Source organism: Hungatella sp. SB206, from assembly GCF_051132295.1.
In the GTDB taxonomy this organism is placed as follows: Bacteria; Bacillota; Clostridia; order Lachnospirales; family Lachnospiraceae; genus Hungatella; species Hungatella effluvii.
The window spans coordinates 3,924,527-3,944,401 of sequence record NZ_CP096603.1; the positions used below are offsets into that span (position 1 = coordinate 3,924,527).

At 50.9% G+C, this 19,875-nt stretch carries 20 protein-coding genes; 1 reads left to right on the forward strand and 19 read right to left on the reverse strand.

The genetic code is table 11. The features are described from left to right. Nucleotides 1-18: 18 nt before the first annotated feature. From M1L66_RS17180 to M1L66_RS17250, 15 genes are all read right to left on the reverse strand, one after another. Entirely contained in the window at nucleotides 19-168 is a 150-nt protein-coding gene (locus M1L66_RS17180; protein ID WP_002603989.1) for a hypothetical protein, read from the reverse strand. A 209-nt stretch (nucleotides 169-377) separates the two neighbouring features. Continuing rightward, entirely contained in the window at nucleotides 378-1,268 is an 891-nt protein-coding gene (locus M1L66_RS17185) for a lysozyme inhibitor LprI family protein (RefSeq protein ID WP_434687289.1), read from the reverse strand. 104 nt (nucleotides 1,269-1,372) lie between these two features. Further along, the gene (rnhA, locus tag M1L66_RS17190; protein WP_434687291.1) at nucleotides 1,373-1,849 is read right to left on the reverse strand and encodes a ribonuclease HI; all 477 of its coding nucleotides are present in this window, start codon (nucleotides 1,847-1,849) and stop codon (nucleotides 1,373-1,375) included. Nucleotides 1,850-1,867: 18 nt separating this feature from the next. Next, entirely contained in the window at nucleotides 1,868-3,469 is a 1,602-nt protein-coding gene (locus M1L66_RS17195; RefSeq protein WP_434687293.1) for an MBL fold metallo-hydrolase RNA specificity domain-containing protein, read from the reverse strand. A 104-nt stretch (nucleotides 3,470-3,573) separates the two neighbouring features. Beyond that, on the reverse strand, nucleotides 3,574-5,049 hold the full coding sequence (spoIVA, locus tag M1L66_RS17200; RefSeq protein WP_187021977.1) for a stage IV sporulation protein A: 1,476 nt from the start codon (nucleotides 5,047-5,049) through the stop codon (nucleotides 3,574-3,576). 152 nt (nucleotides 5,050-5,201) lie between these two features. After that, nucleotides 5,202-6,164: a CPBP family intramembrane glutamic endopeptidase gene (locus M1L66_RS17205; RefSeq protein ID WP_434687296.1), complete on the reverse strand. Its 963-nt coding sequence runs from the start codon at nucleotides 6,162-6,164 to the stop codon at nucleotides 5,202-5,204. Between the two features lie 16 nt (nucleotides 6,165-6,180). After that, a complete protein-coding gene (locus tag M1L66_RS17210; RefSeq protein ID WP_187021975.1) occupies nucleotides 6,181-6,891 on the reverse strand; it encodes an ABC transporter ATP-binding protein in 711 nt (236 codons plus the stop codon). 12 nt (nucleotides 6,892-6,903) lie between these two features. After that, on the reverse strand, nucleotides 6,904-7,662 hold the full coding sequence (locus M1L66_RS17215) for an ABC transporter ATP-binding protein (RefSeq protein WP_434687298.1): 759 nt from the start codon (nucleotides 7,660-7,662) through the stop codon (nucleotides 6,904-6,906). Between the two features lie 2 nt (nucleotides 7,663-7,664). Beyond that, nucleotides 7,665-8,759, reverse strand: coding sequence for a branched-chain amino acid ABC transporter permease (locus tag M1L66_RS17220; RefSeq protein WP_434687300.1), 1,095 nt, complete (start codon nucleotides 8,757-8,759; stop codon nucleotides 7,665-7,667). Between the two features lie 9 nt (nucleotides 8,760-8,768). After that, entirely contained in the window at nucleotides 8,769-9,650 is an 882-nt protein-coding gene (locus tag M1L66_RS17225; protein ID WP_025529313.1) for a branched-chain amino acid ABC transporter permease, read from the reverse strand. A gap of 121 nt (nucleotides 9,651-9,771) precedes the next feature. Further along, nucleotides 9,772-11,013 carry an ABC transporter substrate-binding protein gene (locus M1L66_RS17230; RefSeq protein WP_187021972.1) on the reverse strand — a complete coding sequence of 414 codons (1,242 nt, stop codon included), beginning with the start codon at nucleotides 11,011-11,013 and terminating at the stop codon, nucleotides 9,772-9,774. A gap of 143 nt (nucleotides 11,014-11,156) precedes the next feature. Further along, nucleotides 11,157-12,161: an NAD(P)H-dependent glycerol-3-phosphate dehydrogenase gene (locus M1L66_RS17235; RefSeq protein WP_055652828.1), complete on the reverse strand. Its 1,005-nt coding sequence runs from the start codon at nucleotides 12,159-12,161 to the stop codon at nucleotides 11,157-11,159. Between the two features lie 17 nt (nucleotides 12,162-12,178). Further along, nucleotides 12,179-12,814, reverse strand: coding sequence for a glycerol-3-phosphate 1-O-acyltransferase PlsY (gene plsY / locus M1L66_RS17240; RefSeq protein WP_002603976.1), 636 nt, complete (start codon nucleotides 12,812-12,814; stop codon nucleotides 12,179-12,181). Between the two features lie 2 nt (nucleotides 12,815-12,816). Then, nucleotides 12,817-14,145, reverse strand: a complete 1,329-nt coding sequence (der, locus tag M1L66_RS17245; protein WP_434687303.1) for a ribosome biogenesis GTPase Der — start codon at nucleotides 14,143-14,145, stop codon at nucleotides 12,817-12,819. Next, entirely contained in the window at nucleotides 14,138-15,505 is a 1,368-nt protein-coding gene (locus M1L66_RS17250) for a DUF512 domain-containing protein (protein WP_434687305.1), read from the reverse strand. Before M1L66_RS17250 ends, der begins: the two co-directional genes overlap by 8 nt. Before the next feature lie 207 nt (nucleotides 15,506-15,712). On the opposite strand from M1L66_RS17250, the gene M1L66_RS17255 reads away from it, so the two are divergent. Beyond that, nucleotides 15,713-16,921 carry a ribose-phosphate pyrophosphokinase gene (locus M1L66_RS17255; RefSeq protein WP_187021968.1) on the forward strand — a complete coding sequence of 403 codons (1,209 nt, stop codon included), beginning with the start codon at nucleotides 15,713-15,715 and terminating at the stop codon, nucleotides 16,919-16,921. 175 nt (nucleotides 16,922-17,096) lie between these two features. Here the strand turns inward: M1L66_RS17255 and pgeF are convergent, their stop codons facing one another. From pgeF to ylqF, 4 genes are read right to left on the reverse strand one after another with little or no spacing between them, the layout of a single operon-like run. Then, nucleotides 17,097-17,954: a peptidoglycan editing factor PgeF gene (pgeF, locus tag M1L66_RS17260; RefSeq protein WP_434687307.1), complete on the reverse strand. Its 858-nt coding sequence runs from the start codon at nucleotides 17,952-17,954 to the stop codon at nucleotides 17,097-17,099. 58 nt (nucleotides 17,955-18,012) lie between these two features. Beyond that, nucleotides 18,013-18,354 (reverse strand): YraN family protein, encoded by a 342-nt coding sequence (locus M1L66_RS17265; RefSeq protein ID WP_187021966.1) that lies wholly within the window; start codon nucleotides 18,352-18,354, stop codon nucleotides 18,013-18,015. A gap of 11 nt (nucleotides 18,355-18,365) precedes the next feature. Beyond that, entirely contained in the window at nucleotides 18,366-19,007 is a 642-nt protein-coding gene (locus M1L66_RS17270; protein ID WP_434687310.1) for a ribonuclease HII, read from the reverse strand. A 7-nt stretch (nucleotides 19,008-19,014) separates the two neighbouring features. After that, a complete protein-coding gene (gene ylqF, locus M1L66_RS17275) occupies nucleotides 19,015-19,872 on the reverse strand; it encodes a ribosome biogenesis GTPase YlqF (RefSeq protein ID WP_187022203.1) in 858 nt (285 codons plus the stop codon). Nucleotides 19,873-19,875: the final 3 nt, after the last annotated feature.

Sequence of the window (19,875 nt, forward strand, 5' to 3'; positions counted from 1 at the left end):
GTTACTGTCCTCCGTTAGTTATTTACTTTCTTCTGTCACACTGCCTGCATTCTTTGCATCCTTGTAATCTCTGTACTTCTTGCCGCACACGATTCCCCCTCCTGCCACTGCAAGGAAAAACAGAAACTTGATTGCTGTCTGCAGAAAACTTGCTAAAATTGCTGTCATAGATTCAACCTCCGTTCTTAATACATTAGCCAAACTCATTGTACTATCCTATCATATCGAATTTTATTTATCAAGATGTTGCCGTCGATTTTCTGTGATATTTCCTAAATCCACGCGGCAAAGCCGTTATAGCCCCGGTTATCTTTTCACAAAATCGAAGTCCCCATACAGAACCGATACTCCTGTTCTGTATGGGGATTCTCCTTCTTCTAACTTTCATTCTCCGCAGGCAGCGAGTTAATATACGTTTCCACGAGATCGTACGTCCTTGTTCTCGTGGTCTCGGCCTGGGAGGCCGTGTATTCGACGCCTTCCAGAGAACCGCCGCTGTACTTTCTCGCCGCTTCCTCCGCCTTTGTATCCCGGCTCTTCAGCCAGGTCTGCTGCTCACTTTCCAGCTTTCCCTTCGCCTCCTCGTCCAGTCCATTCATGATTTCCGCGTAAATGGTGTTCATCTCGATATTCCAGAGCTTAAACTCCTTCTCGGCCAGTGTCTTCATGGAGTACGTAGTAGAATCAGAAGATTCGTTGCGCATCTTCTGCACCTGGGCGTCCAGCTCTGCCAGACGTTTTTCGTAGTAGGCCAGCTTTTCCTCCTCGTCGCTTTGAAGCAATGTGCTTCCGCCCGGACCTAACGGAGATATGGATGGGGCCGCTGCCGCATCCGCCTTGCTTCCCGGTCCTGCTGCCGCTGCTTCCGGGACTGCTTCATCTGCAGCCTCCTTATTCTCATCCATCTGAATGGATTCCGGAGCAGGCACCGCCGCTCCCTCTGCCGCCATCATCCGGGAGGAAGCAGGTTCCGGTACCGCCGCCCCGGCGGCGGCTTCATCCGTGTTCCCGGATACTGCTCCTTCTTCCTCGACGGGGGCTGTTTCTTCCATACGCTTCCTGGCCGCGGCGGGAAGCTCCGTACCCGCTCCCTCCGTATAGGCCTGCGGCATGCCGCCGCCCGCTGTCGTCCCGGGCATCTGCGTCACCGCGACGGTATCCAGAGAGCCGCCGTTCTGCCGGATAAATCTGCTGGTCGCAAACGTCACCGCGATTCCGATGATCAGGATGGCAGCGATTACAAGCCAGATTCCTCTATTTTTATTCATGATTATCATCCTAACATACTTTGATAAAATTACCATATCATAAATAAAAAAGAAAGGAAATAGGGTACGTTAATTAGTAAGAGATTGTAAGAGATACGTAAGTTTTATATGCCTTCATCCACCAGTAAGTTGTCCCCATCCGCGGCAGTGGTCGCCAGTGTATCACACCGCTCGTTTTCCGGATGGCCGGCATGTCCCTTTACCCAGCAGAAGGTGACGCGGTGGGGTTCAAGGGCTTTTAAAAGCCTCTCCCACAAGTCGATATTCTTGACCGGGCCGCTCTTACCGCGCTTCCAGTTGTTCTTCACCCAGTTATCGATCCAGTGCTGGTTAAATGCATCCGTCAGATACTTGGAATCCGAATACAGCTCCACCTCGCAGGGCCGGTTTAACGCCTCCAGTCCCGCGATCGCAGCCATCAGCTCCATACGGTTGTTGGTCGTTCTCACATATCCGGCCGACAGCGTCTTCTCATGGAGCTGCCCTTTGGAATCCGTGAACTGAAGCACAGCTCCATAACCACCGGGTCCGTCCGGATTTCCTCTTGCAGCTCCATCTGTAAACAATAGTACTTTTCCCATCTTATGTCACTCTCCTAGCTATCTGTCCCATTTATCGCATAACGAATTGATCTGGTCTGCGAACTTTGCCAGATCCTTGTTGGCTCCGCCCTCGTTGTGGCGGATCACCGACAGCAGGCGCTCCCCGGCAGCCAGCAGACGGGCATAGACGCCTACCGCCCGCTTCGCCGTCTCCACCGTCTTCGTCACAACGACTCCGGCCCTCTGCTCCAGCCATCTGCCGGAGGCCAGGTCGTAAACGGAGCCGGAAAACGGCGCCTCCGCCTGATATCCATACTCTTCCTTTAAAACCTGCCCGAACGAATCGCACACGTCGTCATTCCCGTGTACCAGAAATACTTCCCCTGGCTTCTCCTCAAATGCATTCAGCCACTGAATCAGCCCTTCCATATCTGCGTGGGCGCTCATTCCATCCATCTTCTCAATATGGGCCTCCACCTGAATGGTTTCACCGAAAAGTCTCACCTCCCGGCCGCCTTCCAGCAGGCTTCTGCCCAACGTCCCGATGGACTGATATCCCGTAAAGACGATGGTACACTCAGGCCGCCATAAATTATGCTTTAAGTGGTGCCTGATCCGGCCCGCGTCGCACATGCCCGCCGCGGAGATGATGACCTTTGGTTTTGTGTCGAAATTGATATCTCTCGATTCTGCGCTGGTAATAGAAAGCTTCAGTCCCGCAAACGAGATCGGATTGATCCCCTGCGCGACGAGCGCCTTCGTCTCCTCGTCGTAACAGTCCGTCAAATTCTCTTTAAACACATTGGTCGCCTCGACGGCAAGCGGACTGTCGACATAGACCTCGAATCCGTCGTGGCCCTTCACCATGTGCTCCGCCTTAATGATGCGGAACATGTAGAGAAGCTCCTGCGTCCTCCCCACGGCAAATGCAGGAATCACCACATTGCCGCCCCGGTCCAGCGTCCTCTGGACAATATCTGCGAGGATGGAAACGTGGTCTGGGATCTGGCCATGAAGCCGGTCGCCATAGGTACATTCCATTACCACGTAATCCGCATTTTGAATATACTGCGGATCCCGGATCAGCGGCTTGTTCTTGTTGCCGATATCTCCGGAAAATACGATCTTCTTTGAGATATCATTCTCTGTGATCCACACCTCAATGGAGGCAGACCCCAGTAAATGTCCGACATCGGTGAACCGAATGGTAAGGCCCTCCTCCAGTTTTATTATTTCATCATAATTACAGGGGTTAAACTGCTTTAACACCCCTACCGCATCATTCATTTCATACAGCGGCACTTCTTCCTGCCGCCCGGCTCGTCTGGCCTTCCTGTTCTTCCACTCTGCCTCTGATTCCTGGATATGTGCGCTGTCCTTCAGCATGATATTGCACAAATCCGCTGTAGCTTCAGTGGTGATAATTTCTCCGCGGAACCCTCTCGCATAGATAAACGGAAGCATCCCGGCATGGTCGATATGGGCATGAGTCAGGAGCACGTAATCGATCTCCGAATAGCTCACCGGAAGCTCTGCATTCTCAAAATAGTCCACACCCTGCTTCATACCGCAGTCCACCAGAATCTTAAGTCCTGCGGCTTCTAAATAGTGGCAGCTGCCGGTAACCTCATGGTCCGCACCGATGAACATTAATTTCATTGAAAGCCCTCCTTATTTTTCTTCTGTCGGTCATTTTCCTATTATAGCATAAATTAAAACCTCGTGAAAGACCCCATCCTCCTCTTCTGCGGTTCATGCTTATTTTATATGATAATGCAGATCATTCCTCCGTTGCTGTCGTTGATAATCTTCTGAAGCGTATCCTGAAGCTTTAACTGACAGTCCTCCGTAAGCTGGGAGACTTTTGCGGAGATTCCATCCTCCACGATCTGTTCGATGGACTTTCCAAAAATATTGGTATTCCAGATGCCCTCCTCGCTCTCTCTGGCATTTTCCTTGATGTATGCGATCAGATCCTCCGCCTGCTGTTCGCTGCCTACGATCGGGGCGATCTCCGTCTGGATATGAGCCTTGATCAAATTGATGGAAGGCGCCTCCGCCCGCATCTTAACGCCGTATTTGTTGCCGTGCTTGATCACTTCCGGCTCATCCAGGATAATTTCCGAGCGTTCCGGCGTCACGACGCCATACCCTTTTAAGCGCACCTGGCTCATGGCCTGGTTCACCTTTTCGTACTCCGCCCGCATCTTTGCAAGATCGCTTAAGGTCTGCATCAGCTGGTATTCGCCTTCGATGGGGATTCCCACATAGTCGCTTAAAATCTGGTAATAATAGCTGTCATCCACGTCCACGCCCATGGAAACGCTTCCATCCGCCATATTCATATTTTGTACTTTTACGGCCCGGATACTCTCGGCCGCACCGTCAAACAGATCCGACGTGATATCCTTCATATGGGTAACCTTTTTCACCATGTCCTTGGCAGCCTGGATAATCTGGGATTTCAACCAGTGGCTTGCAGGCAGGATCTCCAGCCATTTGGGGATATAGAAATCCATCTCCGTAACCGGGAATTCCTTCAGCACGCGTTCCAGGATATGATAGACGTCATCCTTTTTCAGCTGTTCACAGTTTACCGGCATAACGGTCACGCCGTATTTTTCCCTCATATCCTTTGCAAGGGCCGTGGTCTCATCGGAATACGGCCTAACGGAGTTTAAGAGGACGATAAACGGTTTTCCAAGCTCCTTTAATTCGGTAATGGTCCGCTCTTCTGCGGCTATGTAGTTGGGGCGTTTCAGTTCCCCGATGGTGCCATCCGTCGTGATAACGACACCGATGGTGGAATGGTCATTGATGACTTTTCTCGTTCCAATCTCCGCAGCCTTCGTAAAGGGAATCTCATATTCAAACCACGGGGTCTTTACCAGGCGCTCCTCATCGTTTTCAATGTGTCCGGCCGCTCCTTCTACCATAAATCCAACGCAGTCGATGAGCCGCACCTTCGCCTCAATCTCATCGCCCAGCCGTATCTCAGCCGCTTCCTTCGGTATGAATTTTGGTTCCGTCGTCATGATCGTCTTTCCGGCCGCGCTCTGCGGAAGTTCGTCTCTCGTCTGTGTTTTCTGATGCTCATCCACCATTTCCGGAAGCACCATCAGTTCCATAAACCGTTTGATAAAGGTGGATTTACCCGTCCGCACCGGTCCTACAACGCCTATATAAATCTCTCCATTGGTCCGGGCTTTAATATCACTGTATACATCAAAATTGTCCATAAAGATACCCCCTTCTGTGCTGTTATAATATATGCGGGGGATCACTTAATATTCCAGCAAGTCTTTTTAAGATATCTTTTGATTGATATACTTTCCATTTATAAGGAAAGCCCCGGGTCCTTTTGGCCCTGGGGCTTTTCTTTCATGAATCATTAAGATGCATCCGGCTTCTCTGACTGATTCACAAAATCATACTTTGAATTTCTGTAATAATACCAGACACCTATAAAAGTAAGCAAGGTTACTATGGTGGTCAGTATACCTCCTTCGATTCCAAAGGCCCCTCCATTTAACACATTGCTCTCAGTATATTGTGTTGTAATCATGCCTGGTACATGAAGACCGCTTACGGGCATCCCATAGACAAGCCCCTGAAAGATGTTCCAGGTAATATGATATCCAATACACATCCAAATAGAACCTGACTTTATGAACATATAGGAAAAAAGTATCCCAACAAGTACAATATTCGTTACGGAAAAAAATGTTACTCCAGGATTTCTCAGATGGATCAATCCAAAAATTACAGATGGAACGACCATAATGGCAGGGAGATTGCGGCAACGCCGCAAAACACCCATTAAAAATCCACGGTTCATCACTTCTTCGGCAACCCCAACCAAAATAAACGTTAACAGCCACCAGAAACCCATCACCGAAATTTTAATTCCATCGGAAACGACACGTCCCTTTCCAATTGTAATAACCAGGAGAAAAATAACAGAGCAGTTTACAACTCCCAGCATCATACCAAAAGCCCCATCTTTTCGATTCTGCTTACACCCTAAAGAAGAAAGCCCCAGTTCCCGGACAGAGCGCTTCATCCCCAATCGCCATATGGCGATTGGGATTATCAGCATGATAAGATCCGTAATCATCTGAATCGCGACAGGCAGTGAGACCTCATCGAGCCAGTCAACCAGGCTGGAGTATTCTCCTGTAGTCAGGTTAATATCGCCCGTGCCAATCAAAATCTGTCTCAGTACCCTGATAAAAAGGTCACTGACGCCCCACGCCAGAATATAGAAAGCAGCCATTGCAAACAGGATTATCCACCCTGACCGCACCTGGCCAAATCTGTTTTTAATAAGTTTGTTGTCCCATAATCGGCTCATTTGCCGCTCCTTCTGGCTATTCACTTAAATAGGCCTTCTTCACGGAATCATCATTCATCAGTTCCTCCGCATCACCGCTTAAAACGATGTCACCTGTCTCTAAAACGTAGGCCCTGTCAGCGATGGAGAGCGCCTTCTTGGCATTCTGTTCCACCAATAGCACCGTGGTTCCGGACTTGTTGATCTCCTGAATAATGTCGAAGATCTCGTTTACATAGATGGGGGACAGACCCATGGATGGCTCATCCATGACGATCAGCTTCGGGTGAGACATCAGCGCGCGCCCCATGGCCAGCATCTGCTGTTCACCGCCGCTCAAGGTACCGGACGGCTGGTTCTTACGCTCCAGCAGTCTCGGAAAGCGCTTGTAGATCATCTGCAGAGTCTCTTCGATCTCCGTCTTGTCTTTCCTCGTATAGGCGCCCAGCTTCAGATTCTCAAACACGGTCAGATCCGCGAATACGCGTCTTCCCTCGGGAACGTGAGCCATTCCCATGCTGACGATTTTGTCCCCGCGGACCTTCGTTATATCGCGTCCGTCAAAGCCTATCGAACCGCCTGCCGCTTTCAGCAGACCGGTGATCGTGTGAAGCGTCGTCGTCTTTCCCGCGCCGTTGGCTCCGATCAAGGCCACGATCTCCCCTTCATTTACTTCAAAGGATATGCCCTTTAACGCCTTGATGACGCCGTAATATACTTCCAGATTTTTAACTTCCAGTATTGCCATGCCTGTCTCCTCCTATTCTCCCAGATATGCCTTGATGACCTCCGGGTCATTTAACACATCCACCGTATTGCCCTGGGCGAGCACCTGACCGAAGTTTAACACCGTCAGCTTCTCGCAGATACCGGAGACAAGTTTCATATCGTGTTCGATCAGAAGGATGGTCATGTCGAAATTATCGCGGACAAACCGGATGGTATCCATCAGTTCCTTCGTCTCGTTAGGGTTCATACCGGCCGCCGGCTCGTCGAGAAGCAGAAGCTTCGGGTTCGTCGCCAGCGCACGGGCTATCTCCAGCTTCCGCTGCTTGCCGTAGGGCAGATTGGAAGCCAGGTAATCCTTTTCCTTATCCAGATCAAATACTTTCAGCAGCTCTACCGCTTTCTCGTCCATAGTCTTCTCCACCTTAAAATACTTGGGAAGGCGCAGAATTCCGGCTACGGTTGTATAGGAATACTGGTTGTGAAGGCCCGCTTTTACATTGTCGAGAACGGTCAGTTCCTTAAACAGACGGATATTCTGGAAGGTTCTGGCCACACCCGCGCGGTTGATCTCCATGGTCTTCTTTCCCGTGATATTCATGCCGTCCAGCTGGATCGTTCCCATATTGGGCTTATAAACACCGGTCAGCAAGTTGAATATCGTCGTCTTACCGGCGCCGTTGGGTCCGATCAGGCCATAGAGCTGGCCCTTCTCGATGGTTATGCTGAAATCATCCACTGCGCGCAGTCCGCCGAAAGAGATACCGAGGTTTTTAATTTCAAGTAATGCCATGCCTATGAAACCTCCTTATCTGCCGTGTTTTTATGGAAATACCGTCTCAGGGAATGACGTTTTCTGAAATCGATGAATTTCGGACTCCAGTTGAAAATCATCATGACGATCAGGACGATGGCGTAGATCAGCATACGGTACGTATTGAGTCCGCGAAGCAGCTCCGGAAGCAGCGTCAGGATCACCGCCGCAATCATGGAACCGCGGATATTGCCGATTCCGCCCAACACAACGAATACAAGAATCATGATGGACTGGTTGTATCCGAAGTTCTTCTGTGTCGCCGTCAATGCCGATAAGTTGTGGGAATAAAGAACTCCCGCAACACCGGCCAGAGAAGCCGATATCGTAAACGCCATCAGCTTGTACTTCGTGATGTTGATTCCGATGGATTCCGCCGCAATCCGGTTGTCGCGCACCGACATGATGGCGCGGCCCGATCTGGAATGAATCAGATTCAGGACGATAAACAGCGTGATCAGGATCAGGATAATTCCCACCGTAAACGTGGCGTTCTTAGGCGTTCCGTTGATGCCCTGGGCGCCGTTCATGATAATCTGGCCGTCTTCCGCCATATTAAGCGCCATGGCGTTCTTGATGGAGACATGGATGCCGTTCGCATCCTTTCCCAAATATATGACATTGACCACATTCTTGATAATCTCACCGAATGCCAGCGTAACAATGGCCAGATAGTCGCCTCTCAGCCTTAACACTGGAATTCCCACGATGATGCCGGCTGCAGCCGCGGCCGCAGCGCCCACCAGAATCGCCAGTGTAAAGCGGACTCCCACACTGGGAATCGCCTCCAGCATACAGATGGAAAACAGAGAGCTGGAAAATGCGCCCACACACATGAAACCGGCGTGTCCCAGGCTCAGTTCCCCCAGTATGCCTACCGTCAGGTTTAAAGAAATCGCCATAATTGTATAGATACAGAGCGGCACCAGAAGGCCCTTCATCAGGCTGCTTAAATGCCCCCCATTTATAAGGATCTCTACAATAATATAGGCTGCTATCACAATCCCATAGGTCACTAAATTATTTCTTGTTGTTTTATTTATCTGCAGACTCTTCGTCTTTCCACTTTTTCCCATGGCCCCCACCTACACTTTCTCGTTAATCTTCTTGCCCAGAATACCGGTAGGCTTTACAAGAAGTACAATGATCAGGACTGCGAAAACGATGGCATCGGAAAGCTGGGAAGAGATGTATGCCTTGCTCAGGTTCTCGATCACGCCCAGAAGCAGGCCACCGATAAAAGCGCCCGGAATGGAGCCGATTCCGCCGAATACGGCGGCAACGAAGGCCTTGATTCCCGGCATGGAACCGGTGTACGGCGTCAGGGTAGGATATGCGGAACAGAGTAAGGTGCCCGCGATGGCGGCTAATGCGGAACCGATGGCAAACGTCAGCGCGATCGTTCCGTCCACGTTGATTCCCATCAGCTGGGCGGCCCCTTTATCTTCTGAGACAGCCAGCATGGCCTGTCCCGCCCTCGTCTTCTTGATAAACGTGGTCAGTACAATCATAATCACGATACAGGAGACAATGGTTACCAGCGTTTCTCCTGAAATCGTCAGTCTTCCGCCGGCAAGCTTCAAAGCCGGAATCGTTACAACAGATGTAAAGGATTTCGGATTGGAGCCAAAAACGAGCAGCGCGATGTTCTGAAGTAAGTAGCTGACACCGATTGCCGTAATTAAGACAGCCAGAGGTGAAGCCATACGGAGAGGTCTGTATGCGACCTTTTCAATGGTTACGCCGAGAACCGTACATATAATGACAGCAAGAAGAATGCCAACAGCCGGTGGAAGCCCCATCGTGCTGACAACGGTGAATACCACGTATCCTCCGATCATGATGACATCGCCGTGAGCGAAATTCAGCATCTTGGCGATACCATATACCATGGTGTATCCCAGAGCAATTATTGCATACACACTGCCCAGGCTTAAACCATTAATAAAATAGGATATGAAACTCATCATATCATCGCACCTCATTCGTTGTTTATTCCCGCGAGGGTATTGGATTTGAAAAGAAGAGGGTCGTCCTCTGGACGACCCTCCATTGGGTCATATACCAAGCAGTATTTACCTGATAAACTTACATTGCATTGTATACGCCGTCTACGATCTTTACAGCCTTCGGAGCCTTCTCCGGCTCGCCGTCAGCGGTCCACTTCATGCCTAAGCCGGTTAATCCGTCAACAGAAACCTCTGTCATGGATACCTTTAACTTGTCACAGATTGTAGAAGCGTCCATATCCGGAGTAATGCCCGCTTTTTCTCCGGCAGCCTTGATCGCATATACTGCGTCGTAGGCATCGGCGGCGAACTGGTTCGGTATGTCACCGTATTTCTCTTTATATGTAGTAACGAAATTCTTTGTTAAATCATCCTGCGCATCGGCAGCGAATGGTGTCAGCAGCATAATGCCCTCTGCCAGTGATGTATCAAAGTTCTCCACGGTTAAAAGACCATCCAGGCCATCACAGCCGAAGAAATCCGGTTCGTATCCCATCTGTTTTGCCTGCACCAGAATTAAGGAAGCCTGCTGATAGTAGATCGGAAGGAATACCAGTTCTGCACCGGCGTCCTGTGCCTTCTGAATCTGTACGGAGAAGTTCGTATTATTGTCAGCGGTAAACGCTTCATCAGCTACCACTTCAAAGCCCTGGTTAGCGGCTTCTGATATGAACTTGTCATGAATACCGGATGAATAAACGTCAGAACTGTCATAGATAATTGCTACTTTGGTAGCCAGCTTGTTTTCGCCGATATACTGGGCCGAAGCAGCACCCTGGTTCGGATCGGAGAAGCAGATACGGAACTGATTGTCAAACTTTGCACAGTCCACAGCAGAACCTGACGGTGTCAGCTGAAACAGGTTGTCATTGCTGGACTCTGCGCCTACAGCGATACACGGTGCGGAAGTAACCGTACCGACTAACATCTGCATACCCCAGTCCTTTAATGTGTTGTAAGCGTTGACTGCTTTTTCTGTATCGCTCTCATCATCCTGGAAATTGTACTCGATCTGTGCTCCGCCGATACCGCCGGCCGCATTGATCTCATTGATTGCCAGTTCAGCGCCGTTCATAACGGCCTGTCCGTAAATAGCATTTCCTCCGGTAATCGGTCCGATTCCGCCGATCTTAAAGGAACCTCCTGCAGTCTGGTCAGCTGCTGCTGTTGACTCATCTGCTCCGGCATCCGCGGCAGCTGTCGTTTCCGCTGTGCCTGCCGTTGTCGCGCCATTGTCACTCTTGCCGCCGCATGCAGTTAAGGATGCAGCCATAGCGGCAGCCAGGCCAAGGCTTACCAGCTTCTTTGTTGTTTTTTTCATAATTCATTCCTCCTCTTGAATTTTGAAATTCATATATACAGTTCCTATGACTATATATACATAGTCTCTATAATAAGATGGCTTTTTTAAAATGTCAACTAATTTCCAGATATTCTTTCAAAATTCAATCATCCATCCATATTTTACCATGGAAGGTCGGAGCTCTCGATGGTTTTGTCCCGCAGCATCAGGCCTTTTACAGCCTCAGAGGCTGGTTTATCATCGAATAATATTGCATTAACCTGTTCCACGATGGGCATGTCGATCTCATATTTTTCTGAGAGCTTCAGCGCCGCCTTCGCGGAGTAGACACCTTCCACCACCATCTTTACTTCCTTCATGGCTTCTTCCATGGTATACCCTTTTCCAATCAGGATTCCGGCGCGGCGGTTCCGGCTGTGCATGCTGGCGCAGGTAACGATCAGATCACCGATTCCCGACAGTCCGCAGAAGGTCTGGAACTTACCGCCCATTGCGGTTCCCAGCCTGGCAATCTCGGCAATTCCCCTCGTGATCAGCGCGGCCTTCGTGTTGTCGCCGTATCCCAGTCCATCCGCAATACCGGCGGCCAGGGCAATGACATTCTTAAGCGATCCGCCCAGTTCGATTCCCTGCATATCCGGGCTGGTGTAGACGCGGAACACCTCACTCATGAAGACGGACTGAACGTACTCCGCAGTCTTTTTGCTGTGGGCGCCTGCGACGCAGGTGGTGGGAAGCCCCTTACTCACCTCTTCCGCGTGGCTGGGTCCCGACAGAACCGCGACGTCCGCCATGGGAAGCTCCTCCTCCAGAATCTCGGAAAGCGTTTTAAGCGTCGATTCCTCAATTCCCTTTGCCACATTTACAATAATCTGTCCTTCTCTGCAGTAAGGCTTCATCTTCTGTGCCGTGGAGCGGACATAGACGGAAGGAACAGCGGTAACCAGCACGTCCTTATCCTTCATGACCTCCTCCAGGCTTTCCGTAAACATCATCCCATCCGGAAGAACCAGATCCGGCAGAGTGTGATGGCGCCCAGTCGTCTTCATCTCCGTAATTTCCTCCGGCAGCGCCGACCATACGGATACGTGATGACCGTTGTTATACAGGAGAACAGCCAAAGCGATTCCCCAGCTACCTGAACCGACAATCCCAATCTTTGCCATGATACTTCACCTCGTTTTTATTTTTTACCAAAACTTATTTTGTTTTCATTTCCATGAACCAGTCTTACAATATTGGCCCTGTGGCGCCAGAATGCCTGGGCGCTGATCACAGCCGCAACTATGTAAAACTCAGGGAGATATCCCGCCTGTACAGAAAAGCTGCCGTTACTACCCATAACAATCATCCACACGAGAAAAATCGTGGCTACCACCAGCGATCCCAGTGAGACGAACCTCGTCACAGCCACAATCAGGACAAAGGCCAGGAGAGTCACCACCATCAGCCGTAAGTCCAGGGCTACGATGAGACCGGCGGTGGCCGCGATTCCCTTTCCGCCCTTAAAATTCAGATAGAACGGATAGTTGTGTCCCAGAATGACGCCAAGACCGGTATAAAGTACCAGCAGACAGGCGATCTCCGGCCGGTCCCTAAAAAGGATCCGGACAAGAATACAGGGGATAAACGCCTTCAAAAAGTCTCCGAAGAAGACAACCGCTCCCGCTTTCTTTCCCAGCACGCGAAGCGCATTAGTCGTCCCTGAGTTGCCGCTTCCGTAATTACGGATGTCAATCTTATTCAGCCTGCCGTAAATATAGCCGGTCTGAAGCAGGCCAAATAAATAGCCCGCTGCCAGACAAATGATTCTTTCCATACCTACTGTTCCTTTCCGCTGCGCTCTCTGGCAATAAACTTGAGAGAGGTTCCCTTGAAGCCGAAGGCTTCCCTGATCTTATTCTCGATATACCGCGTGTAGGAGAAATGCATCAGATTCTTATCATTGACGAAAATGACGAACGTCGGCGGCTTCACCGCTACCTGTGTAATATAGTAGAGTCTCAGGCGTTTTCCCTTATCCGACGGCGGCTGCTGTAAGGCTACCGCTTCTGTCATGATCTCGTTTAACACACCCGTGGCGACGCGAAGCGTCTGGTTCTGTCTCACCATGTCAATCAGCTCAAACAGGCGGTTCGTCCTCTGTCCCGTCTTCGCCGAGATGAACACGTACTCCGCATATGGCATGAAGGCCAGCGTATCCTTAATCTTATTGGTGTATTCGTAAATAGTCTTATCGTTCTTTTCGATAGCATCCCATTTATTCACGGCAACGATGATTCCCTTTCCGCGCTCATGGGCGATGCCGGCGATCTTGGCATCCTGTTCTGTCACACCCTCTGTGGCGTCAATTACCACCACCACCACATCCGCGCGTTCCACCGCGGTTACTGTACGGATGATGCTGTAGCGTTCCAGTTCTTCCTTAATCCTGCTCTTCCGGCGAAGTCCGGCCGTGTCGATAAAGACGTACTCCGTCCCGTTATGCACGATCTCCGTATCCACCGCGTCCCTCGTGGTTCCCGCGATATCGGATACGATCACACGGTTTTCTCCCACCAGCTGGTTGATAATGGAGGATTTGCCGACGTTGGGCTTACCGACGATGGCAATTCTCGGTCTGTCATCCTCCTCTTCCTCTTCTGTGCTCTCGCTGAAGTATTTGACCACCTCGTCGAGCAGCTCGCCCAGGCCGAGTCTGGAAGCAGCCGAAACCGGAACCGGATCGCCGATGCCGAGATTATAAAACTCGTATACATCATTGCCGAACTTCTCGAAGCTGTCCACCTTATTGACAGCCAGAACGACCGGCTTCTTGGACTTGCGCAGCATGTCCGCAACCTTGGAATCCGCGTCCACCAGGCCCTGGCGCACATCCACGATGAAGACGATGACGTCCGCAGTCGCGATGGCGATCTCCGCCTGTTCTCTCATCTGGGACAGGATGATGTCGCTGCTGTCCGGCTCGATTCCGCCTGTATCAATCAGGGTGAAATTCTTGTCCAGCCACGTGCAGTCGGCATAGATTCTGTCTCTTGTAACACCGGGAGTATCCTTAACAATGGATATCGTATCTCCGGCCAATACATTAAACAACGTAGACTTCCCGACATTGGGACGGCCTACGATGGCAACAACTGGTTTACTCATATGAAATCTCCTTTAACTCGTATCCTTCATAGGAAGGGCTTCCCTCTTCCACAGGATGAAGTACGGCCTGTACAAAATCCTGACCGCTTGATTTTACAATATCTACCTTTACTTGTAAAGCTTTTTGTAATTCGGCGCGGGTAATATCGTCCAGAAACACCTCTTCGCCGCTGCGGAACATGCACTCCGGAAGCAGCAGTCTCGATCCCAGACGCTTATCCTTAAGCTGGCCGATCAGGTCCTGCCCGGTGACCAGCCCGGCCACTGTGATCTGCTCCCCGAAGAAGTAATTCCTGATCGGGTACACGTGAATCGTAAAGTTCGGATATTTCCTGCGGATGGAATTCACGTGGCGCTCAATGAACGGGGCCGCCAGCTGTCCGGTGGCAATGGAAATCTCCTCCTCCACGCTGTCTCCCTGCAGTTCCTGAAGCGCGGATTCAACCTCCTCTTCCAGGAGCCTCAGCATCCCGACGCCGTTCTCCAGCTGAATGTATCCGTCATACCGTTCTTCCTCCGGCAGCGGACGTCCCGCCAGAATGTAAAACTCGTCGCTGGCGTGAATAAAATGGGTCCCGTGTTCCTCATAGAGCTTCTTCTGCCACCGCTCGATCAAGTCGATGGTTTTAGCAGCATCTTCCTTTTCAATGGGCTTTAGCGGGTAGAGTCCGTCGCGGAACTTGGAGAGCCCGACGGGAACCACGGAAACGCTCTCCATATAAGGCAGATACTTCGATAAGTCTCTTATGGTCCGTTCCAACGCCTTCCCGTCATTTAAGCCCTTGCATAAGACGATCTGGCCGTTCATGGGGACTCCTGCTTCGTAAAGCTCATCGATCCGCTTTAATGCCTGTCCGGCAAAACGGTTATGAAGCATCTCGCAGCGAAGTTCGGGATTGGTCGTCTGCACCGAGATGTTGATGGGAGCCAGCTTGAACTTAATGATGCGTTCCACATCGTAATCGCTTAAGTTGGTCAGTGTCACGTAATTGCCCTGCAAGAAGGACAGCCTGGTATCGTCATCCTTAAAATACAGCGTCTCGCGCATTCCCGGCGGCATCTGGTCGATGAAGCAGAACACGCATTTGTTCCGGCAGGAACGGTACTCGCTCATCAGGCCGTTCTCAAAGGTGATTCCCAGGTCCTCATATCCGTTTTCTATCTCCAGCTCCCACTCTTCGCCGTCGGCCTTTCTGACCTCCATGACGATAGATTCGCTGTTCATATAATATTCATAATCGAAAATGTCTTCCAGCTCATGGCCGTCTATCGACAACACGCAGTCGCCAGGCTCCAGTTCCAGCGCCTCCGCGATGGACCCAGGATCCACAGCCCCTATTTTATGTCCTTTTCTGCTCATATTTTCTGTTGTTTCCCTTCTGTTTTATCTTCTCTATCATAACAATATTATCAATCTTTGTAAAGAAAGCCTTTTTTGTTTTTTTCCATGAAATGTAAGAATTGCTATTGACGCATTGTGTCGAAGAATGGTATAAATGGATGTAAGATTAGAACTGGGCAGTCTTACGGGACTGCCTGTTATTAATTTATGGAGGATTTCATTATCATGGCAAATGATTATGTATTTAATGACCAGCTGCCGGTTGCACCGCTAAAGATCGCGGCACTGGAAAGCTGCCGGGAACTGGCAGGAAAAGTCAACGACCATATCGTAGATTTCCGTCGAAACGATATCGAGGAATTAAAGCGGCGCGAGGCCGATCTCCACTACCGTGGATACGATGTCGATTCTTATCTTCTTAGCTGCGACTGTCCCCGTTTCGGAAGCGGTGAAGCCAAAGGCATCATCAAAGAGTCCGTCAGAGGTACCGATATTTTTGCAATGGTGGACATCACTAATTACAGCATATCCTATACCGTCAATGGTTATACCAATCATATGTCTCCGGACGACCATTTCCAGGATTTAAAGCGAATTATAGGCGCCTGCTCGGCTACGGCACACCGCGTCAATGTTATCATGCCTTTTCTCTATGAGAGCCGCCAGCACAAGAGAAGCAAGCGCGAATCCCTCGACTGCGCCATGGCGCTGGAAGAGCTGACCTCCATGGGTGTCAGCAACATCATCACCTTTGATGCCCATGATCCGCGTGTGCAGAATGCGATACCGCTTCACGGATTCGATAATTTTATGCCTACCTACCAGTTTGTAAAGGCATTTTTATGCCATTATCCGAATCTGCCCATCGACAAGGATCATCTCATGGTCATCAGTCCGGACGAGGGCGCCATGGACCGCGCCGTCTATCTGGCCAACAACTTAAGCGTGGACATGGGTATGTTCTATAAGAGAAGAGACTACTCCAGAGTCGTAGGCGGACGCAATCCCATCGTAGCCCATGAGTTCCTGGGCGCTTCTGTGGAAGGCAAGACCGTTCTCATCGTGGATGACATGATCTCCTCCGGCGAGAGCATGCTGGACACAGCCAAGGAGTTAAAGGAACGGGGAGTGGAAAAGGTCATTGTCTGCTGTACCTTCGGACTCTTCACAAACGGCCTGGACAAGTTCGACGAATACTATGCAAAGGAATACATCGATCTGGTTGTGACTACCAACTTAAGCTACCGCCCGAAGGAGCTGCTGAGCCGCGAATGGTACGTGGAAGCCGATATCAGCAAGTATATCGCCGCCATCATCAATTCCTTAAATCATGACGTATCGATCAGCACCGCGCTTTCCCCTACGGAGAAGATTCAGAATCTGCTCAAGAAACGCCACAGCGACGGATACGATTACTATCAGACCATCCTGTAGCTGCAGTCTCCCGAAAGGCTGCTCAGGCGGCATATGCAAGACCCCCTCAGACGGTATCACGACCGTTTCGGAGGGGGTCTTTTATTTCAAAGAAAAGTCCAGGCTGTGAAATAAAAAACCTCCTGCGCAAGAGTCCGGCTTACCAAACTCTTTCTTCTGTTTCGGCAAGCGCTCCTTACAATTCTTTTATGGAAAGAAATGCCGCTAAATTTCCTCTCTCATTCCCCATCGTCCTGTGGGAAAATAAGTAGTCCGGATTGCAGTGGGTACAGATATCGGTAATCTGGATATTATCCGCCTTTACTCCCGCTTCCAGAAGGACAATCTCATTGGCACGCCAGAGATTCAGCAGGAATTTTCCGTTTGGCTTCTCCCGAAGCAGTTCCGGCCAGTATTCTTCCGAAAATGCCCGGCGAAATTCTGCAGCCACTTCCTCTCCCACTTCGTAGCAGTCCTGACAAATACTGGGACCGATGCAGGCAATGATGTCCTCCGGCTTCGAGCCGTACTCCCGGCCCATGGCTTCCATCGTCACCCGGCCCATACGGGCCACCGTTCCTCTCCAGCCAGAGTGGCTTAAGCCTATAGCCCGATGGATTGGATCGAGGAAGTAGAGCGGCACACAGTCCGCGTAAAACGTCACCAGTGTCATGCCCGGCACATCCGTGATCAGGCCGTCGATGTCCTGATAGTCCCGTTCCCTGGTGATCCCCTTGCCCGCATCGTCTTCCGTCACCCGGCGGATGTTGGTCGTGTGAGTCTGCCAGGACAGTACCATTCTCCCCTCATCCACGCCGATCGCCTTCGCCATCCTGCGGTAATTCTCCCGCACATGGTCTGGATCGTCCCCCTTTAAAAATGCGAAATTCATGGTAGCATACACGCCGGTGCTCACGCCTCCCATGCGGGTGGAAAACCCGTGGCGCACGATGCCGGTCTTCTCCAGCATCGGAAAAGACAGATAGGGAACGCCATCCGCCATCCGGCATTCAAGCACCGGCAGTTCCTGTTTTCGCTTCCATATATCGTTCATAAAATAAAACCTCCTGTATTGTCAGAGCTGCTATTCTCAGCCATTATCCTGCGAGGCGTCAAAATGCGTCACGGATCAGCGTGATCCGGTCTCCGAGGATGGCGACCACATCAAAGCGGCACGGCATGGCCTCACTGACCCGGTTTTTGTATAAATAGTATTCTGCCACGCGGCGGATGTGCTGCTGTTTTCTGTAGTCCACCGCCTCCGCGGGGCTGCCCTGTCTCTCATCCCGCCGGTATTTCACCTCGACGAAGACCAGGTACTCCCCGTCCCGCGCGATGATGTCGATCTCCCCGCTCCGGCCCGAAAAATTCCGGGCAACGATTTTATAGCCCTGTTCTATCAAATAGGCAGCCGCCATCTCTTCATAGCCGCTGCCAATCTCACGCTTATTCATTCAATTCCCCATCAGTCCACAAAATTCCTGATAAAACTCCTCCGGTGAATGGCACACGGACCGATCTCCTTAAGCGCCGCGATGTGCGCCGCCGTTCCGTAGCCTTTATGCTTTGCAAAACCGTACTCCGGGAACAGCTTGTCGTACTCTGCCATCATATGGTCCCTCGTAACCTTTGCCATGATGCTGCCCGCCGCGATGGAGACGCTCTTCGCATCGCCCTTAACGATCGGGACCTGCGGGATATCCAGTCTCGGAATCGTCACTGCGTCGTTTAAAAGCACCTGCGGGACAGAGGTAAGCTGGCTGACTGCCAGCCGCATGGCCTCATACGTGGCCTGAAGAATATTGATCTCATCGATCCGCTCCGGTCCGACCACTCCAACGGCAAAGCTCAACGCCTTCTCCTGGATCTCCAGAAACAGTTCCTCACGCCGCTTCTCCGACAGCTTCTTCGAATCATTTAAAAACAGGATCTCACAGTCCCGCGGAAGGATCACCGCTCCGGCCACAACCGGCCCTGCAAGAGGTCCTCTGCCGGCCTCATCGATTCCACAGACGAGAACACTATCCTCATACTGCCTTTCGTAGCTTTTCATCAGCTCTAAGCGTTCCCGCTCAGCAGCCAGTTTTTCTTCGCTTAACTTTCTCATCGTAGGTTTACTCCGCTTTCGTATTCTCTGAAGGTAATTCCAGAGTGATCTTCCCCAGTTTCCCACTTCGGAAATCATCGATCAGAAGGCGGGAAGCCTTTGCAAGATCCAGTTCCCCGCCTTTTGAGAGGCACGCTCTGGCCTTTGCGATCTGTTTTAGAAGTCCCACTGCATCGGAAGCATCCGTCTGGTATTTGTCTTCCAGCACGTTCGGATACTGTTTCTGAAGGAAGCGGATCAGCTCCAGTGCCAGTTCATCTTTATTTAAAATCTCGTCGTTAATCGAACCGATCAGCGCAAGGCGGATTCCCACCACCTGATCCTCAAACTTAGGCCATAAGATTCCCGGGGTATCGAGAAGCTCCAGGCTCTTATTAAGCCGGATCCACTGATTGCCTTTCGTCACGCCCGGCTTGTTTCCGGTCTTCGCGCATGCCTTGCCGGCAAAGGAATTGATAAACGTAGACTTGCCCACGTTGGGGATTCCCACCACCATGGCACGAACCGGACGGTTTAAGATTCCCCGCCTCCGGTCGCGCTCGATCTTTTCCTTACACGCTTCCTGCACGACTCCGTTAATCGCCTTTAGACCGGCTCCGCTCTTGGAGTTCACCTTTACCACGAAGTATCCCTTATCCTGGAAGTAAGCGGCCCACTTAAGGTTGCAGCGCTCATCGGCAAGATCGGACTTGTTAAGCAGGATCAGCCGCGCCTTTCCCGCTCCAAGATCATCGATATCCGGGTTCCGGCTGGAAAGCGGAACTCTGGCGTCTACCAGTTCTATAATTAAATCGATTAATTTGATATCTTCCTTCATGGCCCTTTTGGCCTTGGTCATATGACCCGGATACCACTGTATATTCATCAT